Origin of the sequence: Streptomyces sp. CB01635, from assembly GCF_002803065.1 — a bacterium.
Classification (GTDB): domain Bacteria; phylum Actinomycetota; class Actinomycetes; order Streptomycetales; family Streptomycetaceae; genus Streptomyces.
On record NZ_NNBL01000003.1, the window covers coordinates 929,855 to 953,651 of the forward strand.

Genomic DNA, 23,797 nt, shown 5'->3' on the forward strand with positions numbered 1-23,797 from the left:
CCGAGGAGAAGAACACCGTGCACGCAGCAATCCTGCACAACACCGGCGACGGCAGCCTGGATGTGAGGGACGTCGAGACCGTGTCGTTCGGCCCCGGCCGCGTCCGCGTCAAGATGCACAAGGCCGGACTGTGCCACTCCGACCTGTCGGCCATGAGCGGTGTGCTCGCGCACCCCGCGCCGTTCATCCCCGGCCACGAGGGCGCGGGCGAGGTGGTCGAGGTCGGCGAGGGTGTCACGCACGTCAAGCCCGGCGACCGCGTCATCGTCTGCTGGATGCCCCCGTGCGACAAGTGCCCCTCCTGCAAGGCGGGCGAGGGCCACATGTGCCGCAGCGGCTACCGCAACCTCGGCAACCCCAACTTCAAGGACGGCGAGACGATCGTCCCGGGCATGCTCGGTGCCGGCACGTTCGCAGAGGAGACGGTCATCGCGGCGTACGCGGCGATCCCGATCCCCGACGACGTGCCCTACGAGATAGCCGCCCTGATCGGCTGCGGCGTCACCACCGGCATCGGCGCCGCCCTCAACACGGCCAGGGTGAAGCCGGGTTCGTCGGTCGTCGTGATCGGCCTCGGCGGCGTCGGCATCAGCATCCTCCAGGGCGCCAAGGTGGCCGGAGCCGCGCGGATCGTCGCCGTCGACCCGACCGCCGGCCGCCGTGAGATGGCCCTGAAGTTCGGCGCCACCGACGCCGTGGCCCCCGAGGACCTGGCAGAGACCGTCAAGGGCCTCACCGGCGGATTCGGCGTCGACTACGCCTTCGAGGCCGTGGGCAAGGCCGCCACGCTGCGCGCCGCGTACGACGTGACCCGCCTCGGCGGCACGGTCTGCCTGGTCGGCGCCGGCTCCCGTACGGAGACGACCGACATCAGCATGGGCGAACTGGTCATGAGCGAGAAGGCGATCCTGCCGTCGTTCTACGGAGGCGACGACGTCCGCCGCACCTACGCCACGATCATCGACCTGTGGCGCGCGGGCCGGATCGACCTCGACTCGATGATCACGCACCACGTCCCTCTGTCGGACATCAACGAGGCGATCCGCCAGATGCACACGGGCGAGGCGCTGCGCACGATCATCGACATCGCGTAACGCACCACGAGGTGCCGGGCCGCCCCGCGGCTGCGGCCCCGGCACCTTGCCGCACCCGACGCCGCACGGGCCCGCCCGAAAATCGTTCGAGGCCCGCGGCGCACCCCCGTACGGTGATCGTCTCGACGACCGCGGGGTGTACGGGCAGCTGGTGCCGGCGACTCCGCGAAACGACCACGCGGAGGACGGGACACGATGGAGCAGCGCAACGGTTGGGCCGACGAACGCTTCGGGGCGGTCGCCGACGTGTTCGCGCGGAACTTCACGGAGTTCCCCGAACTCGGCGCCGCCGTCACGGTGTTCGCCGGCGGACGCAAGGTCGTCGAGCTGTGGGGCGGCGTCGCGGACGAGCGGACCGGGCGTGCCTGGGGACAGGACACCACCGTCCCCGTCTTCTCCTGCGCCAAGGGCCTCGTGAGCCTCACCGCCCATCTGCTCGCGCAGGAGGGTCGGCTCGACCTCGACGCTCCGGTGAGCCGCTACTGGCCGGAGTTCGCCCGCCACGGCAAGGAGGCCGTCACCACCCGCATGGTCCTCGGCCACCGTGCGGGAGTGCCCGCCCTCGACCGGGTGCTCTCCTTCGAGGAGATCGCCGACTGGACACCGGTGATCCGTGCCATCGAGGAGCAGAAGCCCCTGTGGGAGCCGGGCACCGCGTACGAGTACCACGGTCACGTGTTCGGCTTCCTCGTCGGCGAGGTGATCCGGCGCATCACCCGCCTCACCCCGGGCGCCTGCTTCCGCCGTACGGTCGGTGACCCGCTCGGGCTGCGGGCCTGGATCGGCCTGCCCGCCGTCGAGTCGGAGCGCGTGGCCCGGCTCGTCGAGGCCGAGGGGCGGCCCGGGATGCCGGGACCCGAGCACCTGCTCACGCGCATCGTGACGATGAACGGCGCGCTCGTCTTTCCCGGGCTCGACGCGCCGCACGGCTGGAACGACCCGGAGCTGCACGCCATGGAACTCCCCGGAGCGGGCGCGGTCGCCTCCGCGAGCGGCCTCGCCGGGCTCTACGCGGCCGCCGTGACCGGTGTCGAGGGCGGGGAGCGGCTGCTCACGACGGACACGGTGACCGACGCGGTGCGTGAGGTGTCCTCGGGGGAGGGGTGGCTCGGCTTCGACGCGGGCGCGCGCTGGGGATCGGGCTTCCTGCTCGACTCGCCGTCCTTCCGCCCGATGCTCGGTGCCCGCAGCTTCGGCAACGACGGCGCCGGAGGCCAATTCGCCTTTGGAGACGACGAGTTCGGGGTCGGCTTCGCCTATGTGGCCAATCGCATGATCGGCCACGGCGACGCCCGCGCCAACCGCCTGATCGCGGCTGTACGCGAGTGCCTCGGCGCGTGATGCCGCCGCGGTGGGGGTGGGGGAAGCCCGTCGCCCCACCGCGTCCGGTCGCTCTCACCGCGTTCAGACCTTCGTACGCCCCTCAGCCGTGGCCGACGCGGCGGGCATGTGGGCGACCACGGGCCCGCCCTCGACGAGCCGCCGGATCCCCGGCGTGGCGACCGCCGCGATGACCATGGCGGCGACCAGGAACCACAGCCCGCCCACGGCCGACCCCGTGCGGTCGACGACCACGCCGATCCCCATCGGCCCGAAGCCGCCGCCCAGATTGCCCACGGCGTTGATCACCGCAATGCCGGACGCCGCCTGAATCCCCGTCAGGAAGCGTGAGGGGAGCGACCACAGCACCGGCTGCCCCGCGAAGATGCACATCGCCGCAAGGCTGATGCAGGCCATCTGCAGCACATGGTTGCCGGTCAGGGCGCTGGCCGCGAGACCGAGGGCGCCGAGGGCGGCGGTGCCCGCGATCCACGGATAGCGGGTGCCGCTGCGGTCGGCGAGCTTCGGCACGACGTACAGGCCGATGGCCACGAAGACGTACGGGATGGCGGTGATGAAGCCGGTGGCCGTCGTGGAGAGGCCGCCGAAGCCGTCGACGATCGTCGGCAGCCAGAAGCTCAGCCCGTAGGCGCCCAGCGGGAAGCACAGATAGAAGAGGGACAGCAGGAGTACGCGCCGGTCGCGCAGCGCGCGCAGCGGACTGCCGTGTCCGCGCTCGCCCAACGCGCCCGCCTCGGCGGTGAGTTCACCGGCGATCCAGGCCCGCTCGTCGGCGGCCAGCCAGCGCACGCCTTCGGGACCGTCGGGCAGGAGCCGCAGGGTGACGAAGCCGAGCACGATCGCCGGTACGCCCGTCGCGATGAAGATCCACTGCCAGCCTTCGAGCCCGAGCGTGCCGTCGAGGTCGTCGAGCGCGCCCATCACGGGGTTGCCGATGATGAAGGCGAGCGGCGCGGACATCATGAACCAGCCGGTCATGCGCGCCCGGTAGCGGTACGGGTACCACTTGGTGAGGTAGTAGAGGACTCCCGGGTAGAAGCCGGCCTCGGCGACGCCGAGCAGGAAGCGCGCGGCGTAGAACTGCCAGTCGTTGGTGACCAGCGCCGTCAGGACGGTCACCACGCCCCAGCTGAGCATGATGCGGGTGAACCAGCGGCGCGCGCCGAATCGGTCGAGGTAGACGTTGCTGGGCACCTCGAAGATCGCGTACGCGATGAAGAACGCGACCTGACCGAAGGTGAACGCGGCGTTCGACAGGCCGAGTTGGTCCTGGAGCGTCAGCTTGGCGAAGCCGACGTTCGACCGGTCTATGTACGCCACCAGATACAGCAGGACCAGGAACGGCATCAGCCGCCAGGTCACCGCCTTCATGACTGTCGATTCCACGGCTCTCCCACGTCGTTCGTGCCGGATCCGCGTCGATCCTCTGGACACGCCGGGACCGTATCGTGATTTGATAGCACCATTGAAGGGGTGCGTCGGACACGGCTTGATCACGGCCGCGGTCACGGCCCCGGCATCGCACCGGAAGGACCACACATGGCCGCGCTCGAACCCACGCCCGCCGACAGCGAGGCGCCGCTGCGCTCCCGCGCCTGGTTCGGCGACGGCGGCAAGAACGGCTTCATCTCCCGCCACCATCTGCGCGCGATGGGCCGCGGCGGTCACAACTTCGACGGCCGCCCGGTCATCGGCATCTGCAACACGTTCTCCGAACTGACGCCCTGCAACGGCCACCTCCAGCTCATCGCGGACGCCGTGAAGCGCGGCGTCCTCCAGGCCGGCGGCTTCCCTCTCGAATTCCCCGCCATGTCCCTGGGCGAGCCGTTCCTGCGCCCCACCTCGATGCTCTACCGCAACCTCGCCGCGATGGAGATCGAGGAACAGATACGGGCCAACCCCCTGGACGCCGTCGTCCTGCTCACCGGCTGCGACAAGACCACCCCCGCCGCCCTCATGGGCGCCGCGAGCGCGGGCGTCCCCGCGATCGTCTTCACCGGCGGCCCGATGCTCAACGGGCGATTCCAGGGCCGCAACGTCGGCTCCGGCACGGACATCTGGCGCATGACCGAGGAACTGCGGGCCGGGACCATCACCCAGGAGGAGTTCACCGAGTTCGAGAGCTCCCTCAACCGAAGCGCCGGTCACTGCATGACGATGGGCACCGCCTCCACCATGGCGTGCCTGACCGAGGCCCTCGGCATGATGCTCCCCGGCGGCTCGGGCCTGCCCGCGGTCGACGCACGCCGCGGCACCCTCGCCGAGGAGACCGGCGCCCGCGCCGTCGCACTCGCCGGCAGCGACCTCACCCCGGGGCGCATCATGACGCGCGCCGCCTTCGAGAACGCCATCCGGATCAACGCGGCCATCGGCGGTTCCACCAACGCCGTCGTCCACCTCCTCGCCATCGCGGGCCGACTCGGCGTGCCGCTCGCCCTCGACGACTTCGACCGTCTCGGCGCCGAACTCCCGCTGCTCATCGACCTGATGCCGTCGGGGCGCTTCCTCATGGAGGAGTTCGCGTACGCCGGCGGGCTGCCCGCACTCGTCAACGACCTGCGCGACCGGCTCCACCGCGACACGGTCACCGTCACCGGACGCGGACTCGTCGACAACTGCGAGGGCGCGCAGGTCCACGACCGTGAGGTGATCCGCCCCATGGACCGCCCGGTGCAGCCCGCCGGCACCGGCACCGCCGTCCTGCGCGGCAACCTCGCCCCGAACGGCGCCGTCATCAAGCAGTCTGCCGCCGACCCGAAGCTGCTCAGCCACACCGGGCCCGCGCTCGTCTTCGACTCGCTGGAGGACTACCTCGCCGTCGCCGAGGACCCCGACCTGGACGTCACCGCCGACACCGTCCTCATCGTCCGCAACACCGGCCCCAAGGGCTACCCCGGTATGCCGGAGGTCGGCAACCTCCAGCTCCCGAAGAAGCTCCTGGACGCAGGCGTGCGGGACATGGTCCGCATCTCCGACGCCCGCATGTCCGGCACCGCCTTCGGCACCTGCGTCCTGCACGTCGCGCCCGAGGCCGCGGTCGGCGGCCCGCTCGCCCTTGTACGCACGGGGGACGACGTACGCCTCGACGTGCCCGCGCGACGCCTCGACGTACTGGTCGAGGACGCGGAGCTGGAGCGGCGCCGCACCGCGTGGCAGCCGCCGGCACCGCCCGCCGACCGCGGCTGGACCTACCTCTACACCCAGCACGTCACCCAGGCAGACACGGGCGTGGACCTCGACTTCCTGGTCGGCGCCAGCGACTCCGCCCCGCCCCGTCAGGCGTTCTGAGGATCCGTCATGAGTACTGAAGAATCAGAGGAGTTGACGAAAGACTGCAAGAAGTCGGCGAAGGACGTCGACTCCCTCGTTCGCGGAGTCTCACCCGTGCTCGAAGTCCCCTTCCGTGACGACGGCGCTCTCGACCCCGACGGCTTCGCCACGGTCGTCGACCGCGTCCTCGCCACCGGCGTCGGCTCCGTGATGTTCCCGGGCTTCGCGAGCGAGTTCCACAAGCTCGACGCGGGGGAGCGGGACCTCCTCACCGGCCTGCTCCTGGAGCGCACCCGCGGCCGGGCGGACGCCGCCGCGATCGTGTCCGTCCCCGACCATGCCACCCGGCACGCCGTCGCTCAGGCCGTCAGCGCCGCCGAGCGCGGGGCCGACGCGGTCAACGTCCTGCCGCCGCACTTCCTCGGTCCCTCACGGGACGCCGTACTCACCCACGTGCGATCGGTGCTCGCCGCCGTGGACCCGCTGCCCGTCGTCGTCCAGTACGCCCCCGCCCAGACAGGCACCGCACTGGACGCACCCACCCTGCACACCCTCGCCGCGGAACACCCCAACCTCCGCTGGGTGAAGGTCGAGTCGGCCCCGCCCGGACGCCTCATCGCGGCACTCGCTCAGGGAGAGCGCCCGCTGCCCGCCCTCGTCGGCTACGCCGGTCTCCAGCTCCCCGATGCCCTGCGCCGCGGCGCGGTCGGCGTCCAACCTGGCTGCTCCTTCACGGAGTTGTACGTGGAGCTGTGGCGCCGCTGGGAACGCGGCGACGAGACCGGCGCCGTCGCCCTGCACACCCGCATGACGCCGTACCTCTCCTACTGGATGCAGGGTGTCGAGCTGATCGTCGCGGCCGAGAAGGAGATCTCCGTGCGCCGCGGCTGGTTCGGGTCCGCGCACTGCCGGGCACCCGGGCACACCCTCGACAGCGAGGAGATCGCCATGATCGACCGGTTCTGCGCCGAGTTCGCCGAAATGGTGCCTGAGCTGCTGCGATGATGCCGCGGGCACGCCACACCCGGTGCTCCGATTCCCACCGGAGGTGTGACAATCGACAACGCACCGGCACGGGATCACCGGCACACGATGCACACGACGACACAGGGAGTGGCGTGGAACTTCAGGGCCTGCACGGGCAGGTGGTCGACCGGATCGGCCTGTCCCTCGCGGCGGACGAGATCCGCGCCGGGGAGGTCCTGCGCCTGGAGGACGTCCAGGAGCGGTACGGCGTCTCGCGCACGGTCGCGCGTGAGGCCGTCCGCGTGCTCGAGTCCAAGCGGGCGGTGACCAGCCGCCCCCGCATCGGCATCACGGTCCGCCCGATGCCCGAGTGGAACCTCTACGACCCCCAGGTCATCCGCTGGCGCCTCGCCTCGCCCCGCCGCGAGGTCCAGCTGCGCGAACTGGCGGAGCTGCGGGCCGCAGTGGAGCCGTCCGCGGCGGCCCTCGCCGCGGCGAGCGGTGACGCGGAGGCCCGGCAGGCGCTGTCGGAGCACGCCCGTGTCATGGCGAGCGCGGCCCGGGCCGGCGACAGCGCCGGATTCGTCGAGGCGGACGCGGCCTTCCACCGAGCGCTGCTCGGCGCATCGGGCAACGGCATGTTCGCCCAGCTCGCGGAGGTGACACAGGAACTTCTCGTGGCCCGCCGCGAGCTGTCCCTGATGCCGCACGACATCGACATGGCTGCCGTACGCCGCCACCAGGAGGTGGCCGAAGCGGTGGCCGCGGGCCGCTCGGCCGAAGCGGCGCAGGCGGTGACGGCCATCGTCAACGCGGCCCACAGCGAGGTCCAAGACCTACTGGCGGGCGGGTCCTGCGGGTACGGGGTCTGAGGGGGAGGCGCAACCAGTCCCCTTGATCGCTTTCTGGGCGGCGCATAGGCTCTCGTACCCATGGGCACGGGGGAACAGGGCAACGGGCGGCAGGCGTGGCTCGGCCGGTTGATCAGGCATCGTGGAGTCGCAGCGCTGCTGGCCGGGGCGGCGGGGCTGGCCGTTCTGGGCGCGGTGTTCGTCGTACTGCCGGGTGTGGTGGTCGACCACGATCTCGCGGGGGCGAGTGTCGCCGCGCAAGATCGCCTGAAGGCGGTGAACGATGTCCGTACGGCGCTTCTGCAGGCGGCGGGCGGTCTCGTCGTACTCTTCGGCGCCTACGCCACATGGCGGCAACTGCGGGTGAGTCAGGACGGTTTGCGTGCCACCCAGGAGGGCTATGTGACCGACCGGTTCAGCCGGGCGGTCGACCAGCTCGGCAGCGACAAGCTGGACGTGCGCATCGGCGGGCTGCACGCGCTGTGGCGGATCGCGGAGCAGTCGGCTCGCGACCGGGAGGCCATCATCTCCATCCAGGCCGCCTATCTGCGTACGCACCTGCCCTGGCCACTCACCGGTCCGGAGTCGCCGGCGGCGAACGTGCCCATCAACGACATCGCCCCCCTGGAGACCCGCGCGGCCGACGCCCAGGTGGCGCTGACCGCGCTCGGTGTGCTGTGTCAACACAGGGAGCAGGCCTGGGTCAATCTCGGCAGCACCGACTTGCGACGGGCCGACTGCGACGGCCTGTGGTTCCCCGAGGTCAACCTCGACGGCGCCTGTATGGAAGCGGCGGGCCTGTACCGCACCAATCTCACCCAGGCATCCCTGGTCGCGGTCAACATGCGGCACGCCGACCTCGCGACTGCGACTCTCCGCCGGGCTCGCTGCACTCTGGCCGACCTGCGGGGCGCGAAGCTGGTCGCAACCGACCTGCGTGACGCCGACTTCACCGAGACCGACCTGCGCGAGGCAAACCTGCGCAAAGCCGACGCCCAGGGCGCGGTCTTCCGTCATGCCGACCTCCGCCTGGCCGACTTGCGCGGCACCGACCTGAGGACCGCCGACCTTCTCGAAGCACGCCTGACAGGCGCCGTGGCCAGCGAGCGGACTCGCTGGCCCGTCGGCTTCGATCACTCGGCCGCCGGGGTCGTCGACACCGACGACCCCGGCCCAGAGCCCTCGCCTCTGCTCCAGCCACCAGGGATGACGCAGCAGGCACCGCCACTGCGGTCCACACCTTGAACAGGACGCCCCCGTCAAGACCGCGGCGACCGCGCTCCGTCCGACCGGGGGCCACTCGCCGTACTGCGGGTCCGTCGCGCGCGCCGGTCCGGGGCGCCGCCGTTTTCGGGAACGTCCCCGGAGTGTGAGGGGAGCGGGGCCCGGCCCGCGCACGTGCCGGGCCCCGCTTCCTGATCGGCCTCAGGCCTTACGAGGCCGAGTTCCCCGAAGCGATGGCGAACGCCGGGTCCGGTACGGATTCCGCGGCCAGCAGTACCGAGGAACGTCCGTCGACACCAATCGGCACGTCGCCGTCGATCGTCACGCGGCGCAGCTTGCGCTCGTGTTCGTCGGAGTCGTCCTCGCCGTAGTGCTGCGTGGCGCGGTTGTCCCAGAGGGCGACGTCGCCCTCCTGCGATTGCCAGCGCACCGTGTTCTCGGGGCGCTCGATGTGCGAGTTCCTCACCGAGCACCCAGTGGTCCGCGTGCACCCGGAGACCGGTGAGCGCGTGCTACTGCTCGGCAAGCGCACCGCGCCCGGACAGCGTGCATCAGCTCATCGGCATGGCGCCGTTCCAGGGCATCAGCGTCGGCCGTCGACCGCAAGTCTCGGGTGTCCTGGCCGGTGCACGAGCGCCACGGCAGCTTCCGGCACACGGGGAGACTCAGGTCCGTGACCTACCGCCCGGGAGCGGCCGTGCCCAACTCCCCGGCGGCCGTGGCCGCCGCCCTGCGTGAGGCTGCGGCGGCCTTCGAGTGGCGTCTGGACGGTCCTCAGGCCGGCCGCAGCCACACCGTGGCCAGCGGCGGCACTGTCAGCTGGAGCGAGACGGGCCGGCCGTGGCTCGGCTGAGGGTCCGGCTTGAGGACGCCGGCGTTGACGACGTCGCCGCCGCCGTACCTTGCCGCGTCCGTGTTCAGGACCTCGAACCAGCCGGGGACCGAGTCCGGCACGCCGAGCCGGTAGTTCTCGCGGACCGCCGGGGAGAAGTTGCACACGGCCAGCAGGGGCGCGCCGTCCGCCGCGAACCGCAGGAACGCGAGGACGTTGTCGTCGGCCGCGTCCGCGGTGATCCACGAGAACCCCTCGGGCGTGGTGTCCCGTTCCCAGAGGGCGGGCGCGGCCGCGTACTCGTGGTTGAGGTCGCGCACCAGGTCGAGGACCCCGCGGTGGTCCGGCTCGGCTTCGTAGGCCGGGTCGAGGAGCCACCAGTCCGGGCCGTGCCCCTCCGACCACTCGGCCCCCTGCGCGAACTCCTGTCCCATGAAGAGGAGTTGCTTGCCCGGGTGGGCCCACATGAAGCCGAGGTACGCGCGGTGGTCGGCTCGCCGCTGCCACCAGTCGCCGGACATCTTCGACACGAGCGCGCGTTTGCCGTGCACCACTTCGTCGTGCGAGAGGGGAAGCAGATAGTTCTCGCTGTAGGCGTACACCATCGAGAACGTCAGCTCGTTGTGGTGGTACTTGCGGTGCACGGGCTCGTGCGCGATGTACTGCAGCGAGTCATGGCTCCAGCCCATGTTCCACTTCAGGCCGAAGCCGAGGCCACCGAAACCGCCGGGGCCGACGTGGTGGGTCGGCCGCGTGACGCCGTCCCACGCGGTCGACTCCTCGGCGATCGTCACGACGCCCGGGCAGCGGCGGTACACCGTCGCGTTCATCTCCTGGAGGAAGGCCACGGCGTCGAGGTTCTCGCGGCCGCCGTGCTCGTTCGGCGACCACTGGCCTTCCTCGCGTGAGTAGTCGAGGTAGAGCATGGAGGCGACGGCGTCGACGCGCAGGCCGTCGATGTGGAACTCCTCGCACCAGTACACGGCGTTGGCGACCAGGAAGTTGCGGACCTCCTTGCGGCCGTAGTCGAACTCGAGGGTGCCCCAGTCCGGGTGCTCGGCGCGGCGCGGGTCCTGCGGCTCGTACAGGGCGGTGCCGTCGAAGCCCGCCAGCGCCCAGTCGTCCTTCGGGAAGTGGGCCGGCACCCAGTCCACGATCACGCCGATGCCTGCCTGGTGCAGGGTGTCGACGAGGTGGCGGAAGTCGTCGGGGGAGCCCATGCGGGACGTCGGGGCGTAGAAGCCGGTGACCTGGTAGCCCCACGACCCGCCGAAGGGGTGCTCGGCCACGGGCATGAACTCGACGTGGGTGAAGCCGAGATCGCTCACGTAGGTGGCGAGCTGGTCGGCGAGTTCGCGGTAGTTCGTGCCCGGGCGCCAGGAGGGCAGATGGACCTCGTACACCGAGAAGGGCGCCTCGTGCACCGGGCGCTGCCCGCGCTTCTTCATCCACGCGGAGTCCCCCCACGTGTGGGACGACTCCGTCACGACGGACGCGGTCGCGGGCGGCACCTCGGTACGCCGGGCCAGCGGGTCCGCGCGCACGGTGTGTGAACCGTCGGGGCGCGTGATGTCGAACTTGTACAGCGCTCCCTCGCCGATGCCCGGCAGGAAAAGCTCCCACACGCCCGACGAGCCGAGCGACCGCATCGGGAACGCGGTGCCGTCCCAGGCGCAGAAGTCCCCGCAGACGCGTACGCCCCGCGCGTTCGGCGCCCACACCGTGAACCGGGTGCCCGCGACCCCTTCGTGCGTCATCGGCTGGGCGCCCAGAGCGGTCCACAGCTCCTCGTGCCGCCCCTCGCCGATCAGATGCAGGTCGAACTCCCCGAGCGCGGGCAGGAAGCGATAGGGGTCATCCACCTCCCGCTCGTCCCCGTCGTACGTCACGAGCAGCGTGTACGCGGGAATCGCGTCGAGCGGCAGCACCCCGGCGAAGAGACCGTCACCCTCGTCATGGAGTTCCGCGCGCCGGCCCTTGATCGACACGGCGACGGCCTGGGCATAAGGCCGCAGCACCCGGAATGCGACACCGCCGTCCACCGGGTGCGCGCCGAGCAGGGAGTGCGGGTCGTGATGCTCACCCCACAGCAGGCGTCCGCGGTCCGCCCCGTCCAGAACGGGGGCGGGCAGGACTTTGAGGCGACCGGGGCCGGGCTTGTCGGACAGGCCGACAGCCTTGGGGGCGGAGGTCTTGCGAGCTGCCACGGTTCTGTCTCCTCGGGGGGTGAGCGAGTCCTGCAGGCGGACGGCGGGGTTGCCGCCGCCTGGGTCAGCGGGGTTCGGCGAGGCGGCTGATCGCCGCCATCGGCACAGGCAACCAGTCGGGCCGGTGCCGTGCCTCGTACAGCACTTCGTAAAGGGCCCGGTCCGTCTCGAAGGCGCGGAGCAGGTCGGGTTCCTCGCGCGGGTCCGACTTCGACTCGGCCGCGTAGCCGGCGCAGTAGGCGTCCCGGCAGCGCAGCGACCACTCGGGCCGCCAGGGCAGACGGGTGCGGGCCGCGTAGTCGAAGGAGCGGAGCATGCCCGCCACGTCGCGTACGGGGGACTGCGCGTGGCGGCGTTCGGCGAGCGGGCGGGCCGGCTCGCCCTCGAAGTCGATGACGAACCACTGCTGCCCCGACCACAGCACCTGCCCCAGATGGAGGTCGCCGTGGATCCGCTGCGCGGGCCACGCCGAGTCGACGAGCGCGAACGCGTCGAACGCGGCCCGCAGCCCGGGCGCGTGCGGAAGTACCGCGGGCACGGAACGGGCCGTGGATTCCAGGCGTTCGGTCATCGCCTCCGCCAGGTGCCGGTTGCGGTGCGGCACAGGGGCGTCGACCGGGAATGCCGCGGTCAGCGCGAGATGGATCTCGGCGGTCGCCCGACCCAGTTCGTACGCCTCGTCGGTGAAGTCCCTGCCGGAGGCGAGCGACCGGAGCGCGAGGGTCCAGCCGTCGTCCGCGTCGGGCAGGAACGGCTGGAGGACGCCGAGCGTCGCCTTCTGGGGCTGAGAGGTGCGGAACCACGCCACGGGTCCCGGCACGCGGGTGCAGCCCTGCCGGGCGAGCGCCCAGGGCACTTCCAGATCCGGGTTGACGCCGGCCTGGACGCGCCGGAAGACCTTCAGGATGAACGAATCCCCGTACACCAGCGACGTGTTGGACTGTTCGGCGTCGAGGACGCGTGGCGTGAGCCCGGCGGGGACGGTGACCTGCGGGTCGCGTTCGAAGCGCAGGGGGCCCGCCGCGGCCGGGTGGCGCAGCCGCTCCAGGAGCAGCCCGGCCGACCGGGGCTCCTGGAGGGCGTCGTACACCATGAGGCCGGTCAGCGGGCCCTCGGTCGCGCGGCCGATGAAGGCCGGCGCGAGCGAGGGCGGCAGCATCTCCCGTACGCCGAGCAGGAGTTGGTAGAGATTGTCGGCCGGGGGTGTGCCCGAGCCGGAGCGGGTCGCCTGCGCGGCGTGCTCCGCGCGCACCAGCAGGTGCAGGCAGCCCGGGTGCAGCTCGGTCATCGAGGCCAGGGTCAGCCCGGTGACGGGCCGGCCCTTCCCCGCGAACCAGCGCTGCCGCGGCAGCCATTCGTGCAGCAGACCGGCGAGTGAGTTCAGCAGCAGAGAGGGGCTGACGCCGGTCGGACTCTGCAGTGCGGCCTTGGGCATGGCGACGACTCCTTTCGAGGGCGGACAGACGGACCCAGGGGCGTGGGGCCGCCGGTCACCACGTGGCGCTGACGGCTTCCTTACGGAGCCGGAACCAGTAGAAGCCGTGGCCCGCGAGGGTCAGCAGGTACGGGAGCCGGCCGATGGCGGGAAAGCGCACCCCGCCGATGAGCTCGACCGGGTGCCGGCCGTCGAAGGCCTGGAGGTCGAGTTCGGTGGGCTGGGCGAAGCGCGAGAAGTTGTGCACGCACAGGACGAGGTCGTCCTTGTATTCGCGCAGGAACGCGATCACGGCCGGGTTGGACGAGGGGAGTTCGGTGTACGAGCCGAGGCCGAACGCCTCGTTCTGCTTGCGGATCTCGATCATGCGTCGGGTCCAGTGCAGCAGCGAGGACGGGGACGACATGGATGCCTCGACGTTGGTGACCTGGTAGCCGTAGACCGGGTCCATGATCGTGGGGAGCGAGAGGCGGCCCGGGTCGCAGGACGAGAAGCCCGCGTTGCGGTCGGGGGTCCACTGCATGGGCGTGCGTACCGCGTCGCGGTCGCCGAGCCAGATGTTGTCGCCCATGCCGATCTCGTCGCCGTAGTAGAGGATCGGCGAGCCCGGCAGGGAGAGCAGCAGGGCGGTGAAGAGCTCGATCTGGTTGCGGTCGTTGTCGAGGAGGGGCGCGAGGCGGCGGCGGATGCCGATGTTGGCGCGCATGCGCGGGTCCTTGGCGTACTCCGCGTACATGTAGTCGCGTTCTTCGTCGGTGACCATTTCGAGCGTGAGCTCGTCGTGGTTGCGCAGGAAGATGCCCCACTGGCAACTCGACGGAATGGCAGGGGTTTTGGCGAGGATTTCCGAGACGGGGTAGCGCGACTCGCGGCGCACGGCCATGAAGATGCGTGGCATGACGGGGAAGTGGAACGCCATGTGGCACTCGTCGCCGCCGGAGGCGTAGTCGCCGAAGTAGTCGACCACGTCCTCGGGCCACTGGTTGGCCTCGGCTAGCAGGACCGTGTCCGGGTAGTGCGCGTCGACCTCGGCCCGTACGCGCTTGAGGAAGGCGTGGGACGCGGGGAGGTTCTCGCAGTTGGTCCCTTCCTCGGCGTAGAGGTAGGGCACGGCGTCGAGCCGGAAGCCGTCGATGCCGAGATCCAGCCAGAAGCGCAGCGCGGCGAGGATCTCCTCCTGCACGCGCGGGTTCTCGTAGTTGAGATCCGGCTGGTGCGAGAAGAAGCGGTGCCAGAAGTACTGCTGGCGCACCGGGTCGAAGGTCCAGTTCGACGCCTCGGTGTCGACGAAGATGATCCGCGCGTCCTCGTACTGCTTGTCGTCGTCTGCCCAGACGTAGTAGTCGCCGTACGGCCCGTCGGGGTCCTTGCGGGACTCCTGGAACCACGGGTGCTGGTCGCTCGTGTGGTTCATGACGAAGTCGATGATCAGGCGCATTCCGCGCTGGTGCGCGGCATCGACGAACTCCACGAAGTCCGCGAGATTGCCGAACTCGGGCAGGACCGCCGTGTAGTCCGAGACGTCGTAACCGCCGTCCCTCAGTGGTGACTTGAAGAACGGTGGCAGCCACAGGCAGTCGACGCCCAGCCATTGGAGGTAGTCCAGCCTGGACGTGATGCCCTTGAGGTCGCCGACTCCGTCGCCGTTGCTGTCCTGGAAGGAGCGGACGAGGACCTCGTAGAAGACGGCACGTTTGAACCAGTCGGGATCCCTGTCCTTGGTGGGGGTGTCCTCGAATTTGTCCTGGACGGGCTTGTTGACGATCATGTGGTGGGTGACCCTCCGGTGGGCGGTGAGGACGGTCGCAGGACGGTGAGGATGTGCGCGGGCGCGCGGCCCGGTTCCAGGCGCACAAAGTTCGTCCTGCCCCATTGGTATGTCTCGCCGGTCAGCTCGTCGTGGACCGGCACGCTCGCGTGCGCGTCGAGTCCGAGCTGAGGCATGTCCAGAGAAACCGTCGCCTCCTGGGTGTGGTGAGGGTCGAGGTTGACGACGACCACGACCGTGTCGGGGCCCGAGCGCTTGCTGTACGCGATCAGCGCGTCGTTGTCGGTCCGGTGGAAGTGGAGATTCCTGAGCAGGCGCAGGGCGCTGTGGTTCCGCCTGACGCGGTTCAGGGTGGTGATGAGCGGGGCGATGGAGCGCCCCTCGCGCTCGGCCGACTCCCAGTCGCGCGGCCGCAGTTCGTACTTCTCCGAGTGGAGGTACTCCTCGCTGCCCTCGCGGACCGGGGTGTTCTCGCACAGCTCGTATCCGGCGTACACCCCCCAGGTCGGGGAGAGTGTGGCCGCGAGCACGGCGCGCACCTCGAAGGCGCGGCGGCCGCCCTTCTGGAGGTAGCGGGGCAGGATGTCGGGTGTGTTCACGAACAGGTTGGGACGCATGTAGGCGGCCGTGTCCCGGGAGAGCTCCGTGAGGTATTCGGTGAGCTCCTGCTTCGTGTCGCGCCAGGTGAAGTACGTGTACGACTGCTGGAAACCGGCCTTGGCGAGCGCCCGCATGATCGGGGGCCGGGTGAAGGCCTCGGCGAGGAACACGACGTCCGGGTCGCTGCGGTTGATGTCGGAGATCACCCGCTCCCAGAACATGACGGGCTTGGTGTGCGGGTTGTCGACGCGGAAGACGCGGACCCCGTGACGCATCCAGAAGCGCAGGACCCGGGAGGTCTCCTCGATCAGCCCCAGCATGTCCTGGTCGAACGCGATCGGGTAGATGTCCTGGTACTTCTTCGGCGGGTTCTCCGCGTACGCGATCGTGCCGTCGGATCTGTGCTCGAACCACTCCGGGTGCTTCTCCACCCACGGGTGGTCCGGGGAGCACTGGAGGGCGAAGTCGAGCGCGATCTCCAGATCGAGTTCCCCGGCCCGGCGCACGAACGCGTCGAAGTCGTCGAGCGTGCCGAGGTCCGGGTGGATCGCGTCGTGACCGCCTTCGGGCGAGCCGACCGCCCACGGCACTCCGACATCCCACGGATCGGCCGACAGGCTGTTGTTCGGCCCCTTGCGGAAGGTGGTGCCGATGGGGTGGATCGGCGGCAGATAGACCACGTCGAAACCCATGGCGGCTACGGCGGGAAGGCGCTCGGCCGCGGTGCGGAACGTGCCGCTCACCGGGCGTTCGCCCTCGCGGACCACGGCGCCCTCTGAGCGCGGGAACATCTCGTACCAGGCCCCGTACAGCGCCCGTTCACGCTCGACCAGCAGTGGCAGGGGCGCCGAGCGGGAGATGTTTTCGCGCAGTGGATGCGCCGCCAGCGCGGCGGTCACGTCCGGCGCGAGGGCCGCCGCGTGGCGGGCGGCGGGAGGCCGGTCCTCGTCGCGGAGCGCGTCCACGGCCGCGAGGACCGCGCTGCGTCCCGCGCCTTCCGGAACGCCGGCGGCGGCACGCTCGTGCAGCGCGGCGCCCTCCTCCAGGATCAGCTCCGTGTCGATCCCGGCCGGGACCTTGATGCCGGCGGCCCGGCGCCACGAGGACACGGGATCGCCCCACGCCTCCACCGAGTACGTCCAGTTGCCCACGGCCGTCGGAGTGACGTCGGCGCCCCAGCGGTCACTGCCCGGGGACAGTTCACGCATCGGGGTCCACGGGCCCGGCCGGCCGTCGGGGCCGCGCAGCACGACATTGGCGGAGACGGCGGCATGGCCCTCGCCGAAGAGCGTGGCGGAGACCTCGAACGTCTCGCCCGGGACCGCCTTTGCCGGACGCCTGCCGCAGTCGACGGCCGGGAGGACGTCCACGATCGGGACGCGGCCCGTCACCGTGCCTGGGTTCATCAGTTGCACCTCCGCCGTGCTCGAGGCAGGGCCGTCCTCGCTCGGGGGCCCGCCGGGTTCACATGCGCCACGGGAGGCGCCGTCACTCGCACACCAGTTGGCCCGGCACGTGGCCGGGCACAGCAGGGTGTCATCGACGGGCTGCGTCCCTCCGGCGACACGCTACGGGAGCCGACCGGGCTCGGCCTGTCGGGAAATGCCCCGGTTCAGGCGTGTCGGCCGGCGTCCCGCTTCTGCCGGAGGGTCCGGCGTCACGGCCCGCTGAGGGCGGCGACGGCGACCGCGGGCGCCGCGAGCGGCGGGGCGGCCATGGGCGGATGCTCCACGCTGGGACGGAGATAGTGCTCGGCCGCGTCGGCGGCCTCGCGCCCGCAGCGCTTTCCCATCAGGACGCACAACGTGTAGGCCGTGTCCTCGAAGTGGGCCCGCACCTGGCGGTCGGCGGGGGCCGCCAGCCGCAGACGTTCCCATGCGCGGTACTGCGCCAGATGACTGGCGACTTCGGTCTTGGTAGGCAGCAACATGTCGCTGTTCACTTCCCACTCTTCGATGCGCACGGTGCACCGGGTCGGTGCGCTGGGGCCGTGCACGGAGAGGTACCGAACCATTACGCCGATCGGTACCCCGTTCCATGGTGCATTTGGCGGTACTTCCCGTCCTGTTGGAGCTTCAACGACGCCGGGAGCCGCTCCTCGTGTTGCACGAATGGAGTAGCGCTCTCATGCTGAGGCTGACTCAGGAGCGATCAGTGCTCACGCTACGTGTTCGGGGTATGGCCCGTAGGGGGCGAGCAACGAGCGGGAGCTTCGCCGGTGAGGAGCCGAAGACGATGAATACAGCAGTGCCCTGCTACTACCACCTCGACGTCGAGGTCAGCACGGAGCGTGTAGGGCAGGTCAGGCGCATCCTGGCCGCCCACCTCCGGTACTGGAAGCTGGACATGCTCGTCGACCCCGTCTGCCGCGGCGTCGAGGTGTTGCTTCACACGATCGACGAGCACGCCACGGACAAGAACACCACCGTTGAGATGTGGTGGAACAGTCAGCATTTGATCACCGCGGTGTCCGACCACGAGCGTGACCTGCCGGGCCCGCACTACGCCCCGAAGGAGGGATGCCTCGCGGAGATTGCCGCGCTGAGCGACGGCTGGGGCGGCTGCGCCACCGCCACGGGAAAGATCATCTGGTTCTCGCGCCGTGCTCGTCTCGGAGAGCGCGCCCCGCTGCTCCCGGTCGGACCCCCGCCGCGCATCAGCGAAGCGCTCGAGATGCCGCGCGAGGTGCCTGTTCCGGCGTTCGCGGGGTCAGTGGTCGCGGATCCGCTCGTGGTCGCCGCTCCGGCGGCCCGTGCACGCGGGCCCGAACTGTCCGTCCCACGCAGGGTGGTACGCCCGACGCCGGTGATGTGACATCAGCACCGCGCTCCGTCCGGAGCGTGTCGCACCGGGCCGCGGTCTGCTTCGGCAGCCGCGGCCCGGCGGCGTGCCAGGACGGCGGCACACGAGGGCCGGGCGCGCGGCAGACGGGGTGTGGGCGGCGCGGTGACGACACCGACTCCAAGATCATCCGTACGGTGGCCGGATGCTCACCTGGACCGGACGCCCCTATCCCCTCGGCGCGGCATTCGACGGCGACGGAACGAACTTCGCCCTGTTCACGGAGGTCGCCGAGCGCGTCGACCTCGTCCTCCTCCACGACGACGGCACCCACGACACGGTCACCATGACCGAGGTCGACGGCTTCGTATGGCACTGCTATCTGCCCGCCGTCGGCCCCGGCCAGCGCTACGGATACCGCGTGCACGGCCCGTGGGACCCGGCGGCGGGCCATCGCTGCAACCCCGCGAAGCTGCTCCTCGACCCGTACGCCACGGCCATCGACGGACAGATGGACAACGACCCGTCACTCTTCGAGCGGACAGTCGGCGGACCGACCCCGGACGACAGCGCGCCGCACACCCTCGTCGCCGTGGTGACCGACAGCGCCTTCGACTGGGGCAACGACCGCCCGCCCCTGCGCCCGTACGCCGACACCGTCATCTACGAGGCCCACGTACGCGGCCTGACCCGCACCCACCCCGAGGTCCCCGCCGGACTGCGCGGCACGTACGCGGGCCTCGCGCACCCGGCGGTCATCGAGCACCTGACCTCGCTGGGCGTGACCGCGGTGGAGCTGATGCCGGTGCACCAGTTCGCGCAGGACGGCTTCCTGCGTGACCAGGGCCTGTCGAACTATTGGGGCTACAGCACGATCGGCTTCTTCGCCCCGCACAACGCGTACGCCGCCCAGGGCAGCCGCGGCGGGCAGGTCTCCGAGTTCAAGTCGATGGTGAAGGCGCTGCACGCGGCCGGCCTCGAAGTGATCCTCGATGTCGTCTACAACCACACGGCGGAAGGCAACGAGAACGGCCCGACGCTCTCCTTCCGCGGCATCGACAACGCGTCCTACTACCGGCTCGTCGACGGAGACCCTGCGCACTACTACGACACCACCGGTACCGGGAACAGCCTGCTGATGCGGCACCCCAGCGTGCTCCAGCTCATCATGGACTCCCTGCGGTACTGGGTCACCGAGATGCACGTCGACGGCTTCCGGTTCGACCTTGCGGCAACGTTGGCCCGGCAGTTCCACGAGGTGGACCGGCTCTCCGCGTTCTTCGACCTGATCCAGCAGGACCCGGTGATCGGCCGCGTCAAGCTCATCGCCGAGCCGTGGGACGTCGGCGAGGGCGGCTACCAGGTCGGCAAGTTCCCGCCCCAGTGGTCGGAGTGGAACGGCAAGTACCGCGACTCCGTACGGGACTTCTGGCGCTCCGGCGAGAACACCCTCGCCGAGTTCGCCTCCCGGCTCACCGGCTCCTCCGACCTCTACCAGCACGACAGCCGCCGGCCGCGCGCCAGCGTCAACTTCGTCACCGCCCACGACGGATTCACGCTGCGCGACCTGGTCTCGTACAACGGCAAGCGCAACGAGGCCAACGGCGAGAACAACCGGGACGGCGAGAGCACCAACCGGTCGTGGAACTGCGGCGCCGAGGGGCCCACCGACGACGAAGGCGTGCTCGAACTGCGTGGCCGGCAGCAGCGCAACCTCCTCGCCACGCTGCTGCTCTCCCAGGGCATCCCCATGCTTGCCCACGGTGACGAACTGGGCCGCACCCAGCAGGGCAACAACAACGCCTTCTGCCAGGACAACGAGATCTCCTGGATCGACTGGCGCCTGAGCGACGACCAGCGCGAGCTGATGGAGTTCACCCGGCGCACCATCGCCCTGCGCGCCGCCCACCCGGTGCTGCGCCGCCGCCGCTTCTTCCGCGGCGACACGCACACCCACGAGGGTCAGCCCCTGCCCGACCTCGTGTGGCTGCGTCCGGACGCGCGCGAGATGACGGACGACGACTGGCAGCGCGGCGACGCCCACTCGGTCGCCGTTTTCCTCAACGGCGACGCCATCGCCGAGCCCACTCCGTACGGGCGGCCGGTGGTCGACGACTCCTTCCTGCTGCTCCTCAACAGCTACTGGAAGCCGGTCCGCTTCCGCCTCCCGGACGCCACCTACGGCGAGAGGTGGACCACCCGGATCGACACCACCGACCCGCAAGGTGTCGCGGACGAGATGGAACACAAGCCGGGCACCGATGTGCTGGTCGAGGCCCGCAGCCTGATCCTGCTGTCCCGGGAGGCCCGGACGGCACCCGGCGCGGAGGACTGAACGCGCCGTCCGGTGGGCCGGTTCCGTGACCGGCCCACCGGACGGCAACGCCGGCTCAGGCCCGCTTCAGACGCAGCGTCACCAGCTCGAAGGGGCGCAGCGACAGGGTGATCCGGTCGCCGACGCGCTCCGGGTCCGCCGCGTCGGCGAGCGGTCGCTCCAGGAGGTCCGTCGTCGCCGCGGCCGCGACCTCGAAGCCCGCCGTGAGCGTGGCGCGCACCCGGCCGCCGCGGGACTCGTGGAAGCGGATCACCACGTCGCCGCTGCCGTCGTCGGCCAGCTTGACCGCCGTCACGACGACCGCGTCCTGGTCGACGTCCACCAGCGGAGCGACCTCGCCGGAACCGGTCACATGCCGCTCCGGCAGGTTGATCCGGTAGCCCTCGCGGACCGCGTCCCCGATCGCCGCGCCCGGCACCAGCGCGTGCCGGAAGCGGTGCACACCCTGGTCGGTCTCGGGGTCGGGGAAGCGCGGCGCGCGCAGCAGCGAGACACGGACGGTGGTCGTCGTGCCCGAGTCGCTGTCCCGTACGGTCCGCGTCACGTCATGGCCGTACGTCGAGTCGTTGACGAGCGAGACGCCCCAGCCGGGCTCCTCGATGTGCACGAACCGGTGGTTGCACGCCTCGAACTTGGCCGCTTCCCAGCTGGTGTTGGTGTGCGTGGGCCGGAAGCAGTGCCCGAACTGCGTCTCGGACGCGTACCGCTCGGCGTGGATGTCCAGCGGGAACGCCAGCTTCAGGAACTTCTCCGTCTCGTGCCAGTCGACCTCCGTGTCGATGCCGAGCCGCCGCTCACCCGCCGTCAGCGAGAGGACCTGCGTGACGCGCGAGTCTCCGAAGCTGCGCACGATGCGCACCGACGCGCCCTCGCCGGGGGCCACCTCGTCGGCGTCCACGAGATCCGTCACGGTATTGCGGTAGAACTCGTCGACGTCCCACGCGTCCCACATGTTCGGGAAGTCCGGGTGGATCTGGAGCAGGTTCGCTGCCCGGCCCGGCGCCACGGTCTCGCGACCCGCGACGAGGTCGTACGCGGACACGACCAGGCCCCGGCCGTCGATCTCCACCCTCAACAGCCCGTTGTCCAGGACGAATCCGCCCGCCGCGCGCGAAGCGATCGCGGCCTCGCCCTCGATGACCGGGTTACGGGCGCCGCCCGCGGGCACGCCGTCGCGGGTGTGCGGCGCCGAGTTGAAGACGAGCGTCCCCGAGCCCTCACCGGCCAGGGCGCGTTGGGCCGCGCCGATGATGCCGTTCAGCTCCTCCGCGACCCGCTCGTATGTCCTGCGCGCCTCGCGGTGGACCCAGGCGATCGACGAGCCGGGCAGGATGTCGTGGAACTGGTGCAGCAGCACCGTCTTCCAGATCCGGTCCAACTCCTCGTACGGGTAAGGCAATCCGGCCCGCACCGCAGCGGTCGCGGCCCACAGCTCGGCCTCGCGCAGCAGGTGCTCGCTGCGCCGGTTGCCCTGCTTCGTCATGGCCTGGGAGGTCAGCGTGGCGCGGTGGAGTTCGAGGTAGAGCTCGCCGACCCACACGGGCGGGTTCGGGTACTCCGCCTCGGCCTTCTTGAAGAACTCCTCCGGTGTCTCCCACACCACCGTCGCGGACCCTTCGAGGTCGCGGAGACGGGCCGCCTTCGCGACCATCTCGCGCGTCGTGCCGCCGCCCCCGTCACCCCAGCCGGTCGGCGCGAGCGAGTGCCGGGCGACCCCCTTGTCCTTGAAGTTCTTCGCCGCGTGGGCGATCTCGCTGCCCTTCATGGAGCAGTTGTACGTGTCCACGGGCGGGAAGTGCGTGAAGATCCGGGTGCCGTCGATGCCCTCCCACTGGAACGTGTGGTGGGGGAACTTGTTGGTCTGCGACCACGAAATCTTCTGCGTGAGCAGCCACTTGGAGCCCGCAGCTTTGATGATCTGCGGAAGGCCCGCGGCGAACCCGAACGTGTCGGGCAGCCATGCCTCGTCGTTCTCGATCCCGAACTCGTCGAGGAAGAACCGCTTGCCGTGCACGAACTGACGGGCCATCGCCTCCGAGCCCGGCATGTTGGTGTCCGACTCCACCCACATGCCGCCCGCCGGCACGAACCGCCCGTCGGCGACCGCCTTCTTCACCCGCGCCCACACCTCGGGCCGGTGCTCCTTGACCCACGCCCACTGCTGGGCCTGCGACATGGCGAAGACGAAGTCGGGCTCGTCCTCCAGGAGCGCCGTCATGTTGGACGTCGTCCGCGCCACCTTGCGCACTGTCTCGCGCAGCGGCCACAGCCACGCCGAGTCGATGTGCGCGTGGCCGACGGCGCTGATGCGGTGTGCCGACGGTACGGCGGGCGCGGCCAGAACGCCCGTCAGCCGCTCGCGGGCGGCGGCCGCCGTGCTGTTCACGTCCTGGAGATCGACCGCGTCGAGCGCGCGCTCCACGGCGCGCAGGATGTCGTAGCGCCGCGCGGACTCCACCGGCAGCTCGGCCATCAGCTCGCCGAGCACTTCGAGATCCATGACGAGCTGCCACACGGTCTCGTCGAGGACCGCGAGATCCATCCGCGCCAGCGTGTACTGCGGCTCGCTGCCCGCGGTCTCCTTGTCGCCCAACTGCGTCGGCAGGAAGGGGTGGTAGTCGAGGATGACCGGGTTGGACGCCGCCTCGATGTGCAGGCGGACCTCCTCGCCGCCCTCCACCGGGGCGCCGACGCGCACCCACTGGTTGCGCGGGTTGAGGCCCTTCACCGGAGTACCGTCCGGGCGGTAGACCAGGCCCTCGCACTGGAAGCCGGGCATGTTCTCGTCGAAGCCGAGGTCGAGGATCGCCTCGACGGTCCGGCCCGCCCAGTCGTCGGGCACCGTCCCGGTGACGCGGAACCAGCAGGTGGCCCACGGAGCGCCCCAGCGCGCGCCCACCGCGATCGGCTCGGGCGTCGCCGCGAGCCCTTCTTCGACCGGCACCGGTTCGCCCGGCGCGTTCCACACCGCGACCTGCAGCGGCACGGACTCGGGGTACACGGCGGGTCGGATGCGCTCGTCGAGGACGCGCTTGAGACGGGCTTCGACCAGGGTGCGGTCGTCATGCATGAGGGGTACTCCGTAAGGTCCGA

At 70.7% G+C, this 23,797-nt stretch carries 15 protein-coding genes and 2 pseudogenes; 9 read left to right on the forward strand and 8 right to left on the reverse strand.

Going from position 1 to position 23,797, the window contains the following annotated elements:
• Positions 1-17 precede the first annotated feature (17 nt).
• Together CG723_RS12350 and CG723_RS12355 are read left to right on the forward strand one after the other, a co-directional pair.
• Positions 18-1,094: a zinc-binding dehydrogenase gene (locus CG723_RS12350; protein ID WP_100593318.1), complete on the forward strand. Its 1,077-nt coding sequence runs from the start codon at positions 18-20 to the stop codon at positions 1,092-1,094.
• A gap of 195 nt (positions 1,095-1,289) precedes the next feature.
• Positions 1,290-2,435 (forward strand): serine hydrolase domain-containing protein, encoded by a 1,146-nt coding sequence (locus tag CG723_RS12355; RefSeq protein ID WP_100593319.1) that lies wholly within the window; start codon positions 1,290-1,292, stop codon positions 2,433-2,435.
• Positions 2,436-2,498: 63 nt separating this feature from the next.
• Here the strand turns inward: CG723_RS12355 and CG723_RS12360 are convergent, their stop codons facing one another.
• Complete coding sequence (locus tag CG723_RS12360) at positions 2,499-3,821, reverse strand: MFS transporter (protein WP_100593320.1); 1,323 nt, start codon at positions 3,819-3,821, stop codon at positions 2,499-2,501.
• Positions 3,822-3,974: 153 nt separating this feature from the next.
• Between CG723_RS12360 and CG723_RS12365 the strand changes: the two genes are divergently transcribed.
• The 4 genes from CG723_RS12365 to CG723_RS12380 all read left to right on the forward strand — a co-directional run bounded on the left by CG723_RS12365 (position 3,975) and on the right by CG723_RS12380 (position 8,767).
• On the forward strand, positions 3,975-5,723 hold the full coding sequence (locus tag CG723_RS12365; RefSeq protein ID WP_100593321.1) for an IlvD/Edd family dehydratase: 1,749 nt from the start codon (positions 3,975-3,977) through the stop codon (positions 5,721-5,723).
• A gap of 9 nt (positions 5,724-5,732) precedes the next feature.
• Positions 5,733-6,710, forward strand: coding sequence for a dihydrodipicolinate synthase family protein (locus CG723_RS12370; RefSeq protein ID WP_100593322.1), 978 nt, complete (start codon positions 5,733-5,735; stop codon positions 6,708-6,710).
• A gap of 113 nt (positions 6,711-6,823) precedes the next feature.
• The gene (locus tag CG723_RS12375; RefSeq protein WP_234374254.1) at positions 6,824-7,543 is read left to right on the forward strand and encodes a FadR/GntR family transcriptional regulator; all 720 of its coding nucleotides are present in this window, start codon (positions 6,824-6,826) and stop codon (positions 7,541-7,543) included.
• A 60-nt stretch (positions 7,544-7,603) separates the two neighbouring features.
• Positions 7,604-8,767, forward strand: coding sequence for a pentapeptide repeat-containing protein (locus CG723_RS12380; protein ID WP_100593323.1), 1,164 nt, complete (start codon positions 7,604-7,606; stop codon positions 8,765-8,767).
• Positions 8,768-8,954: 187 nt separating this feature from the next.
• Here CG723_RS12380 and CG723_RS12385 read toward each other — a convergent pair.
• A pseudogene (locus CG723_RS12385) lies at positions 8,955-9,203 on the reverse strand (TauD/TfdA dioxygenase family protein); the annotation flags it as partial.
• Between the two features lie 80 nt (positions 9,204-9,283).
• Here CG723_RS12385 and CG723_RS47500 point away from each other — a divergent pair.
• Positions 9,284-9,503 (forward strand): annotated as a pseudogene (locus tag CG723_RS47500) (hypothetical protein); the annotation flags it as partial.
• Positions 9,504-9,520: 17 nt separating this feature from the next.
• Here CG723_RS47500 and glgB read toward each other — a convergent pair.
• From glgB to CG723_RS12415, 5 genes are all read right to left on the reverse strand, one after another.
• Entirely contained in the window at positions 9,521-11,746 is a 2,226-nt protein-coding gene (glgB, locus tag CG723_RS12395; protein ID WP_100593841.1) for a 1,4-alpha-glucan branching enzyme, read from the reverse strand.
• 103 nt (positions 11,747-11,849) lie between these two features.
• Entirely contained in the window at positions 11,850-13,220 is a 1,371-nt protein-coding gene (locus tag CG723_RS12400; protein ID WP_100593324.1) for a maltokinase N-terminal cap-like domain-containing protein, read from the reverse strand.
• Positions 13,221-13,275: 55 nt separating this feature from the next.
• On the reverse strand, positions 13,276-14,988 hold the full coding sequence (gene treS / locus CG723_RS12405) for a maltose alpha-D-glucosyltransferase (protein ID WP_100593325.1): 1,713 nt from the start codon (positions 14,986-14,988) through the stop codon (positions 13,276-13,278).
• On the reverse strand, positions 14,985-16,994 hold the full coding sequence (locus CG723_RS12410; RefSeq protein WP_100593326.1) for an alpha-1,4-glucan--maltose-1-phosphate maltosyltransferase: 2,010 nt from the start codon (positions 16,992-16,994) through the stop codon (positions 14,985-14,987). Before CG723_RS12410 ends, treS begins: the two co-directional genes overlap by 4 nt.
• Before the next feature lie 251 nt (positions 16,995-17,245).
• Positions 17,246-17,518 (reverse strand): DUF5133 domain-containing protein, encoded by a 273-nt coding sequence (locus CG723_RS12415; RefSeq protein ID WP_100593842.1) that lies wholly within the window; start codon positions 17,516-17,518, stop codon positions 17,246-17,248.
• Positions 17,519-17,823: 305 nt separating this feature from the next.
• Here CG723_RS12415 and CG723_RS12420 point away from each other — a divergent pair, with 305 nt between their 5' ends.
• The gene (locus CG723_RS12420; RefSeq protein WP_234374256.1) at positions 17,824-18,402 is read left to right on the forward strand and encodes a pep a2; all 579 of its coding nucleotides are present in this window, start codon (positions 17,824-17,826) and stop codon (positions 18,400-18,402) included.
• A 172-nt stretch (positions 18,403-18,574) separates the two neighbouring features.
• Positions 18,575-20,704 (forward strand): glycogen debranching protein GlgX, encoded by a 2,130-nt coding sequence (gene glgX / locus CG723_RS12425; protein WP_100593327.1) that lies wholly within the window; start codon positions 18,575-18,577, stop codon positions 20,702-20,704.
• A 55-nt stretch (positions 20,705-20,759) separates the two neighbouring features.
• Here glgX and CG723_RS12430 read toward each other — a convergent pair whose 3' ends face one another.
• Entirely contained in the window at positions 20,760-23,774 is a 3,015-nt protein-coding gene (locus CG723_RS12430) for an alpha-mannosidase (RefSeq protein WP_100593328.1), read from the reverse strand.
• Positions 23,775-23,797 lie beyond the last annotated feature (23 nt).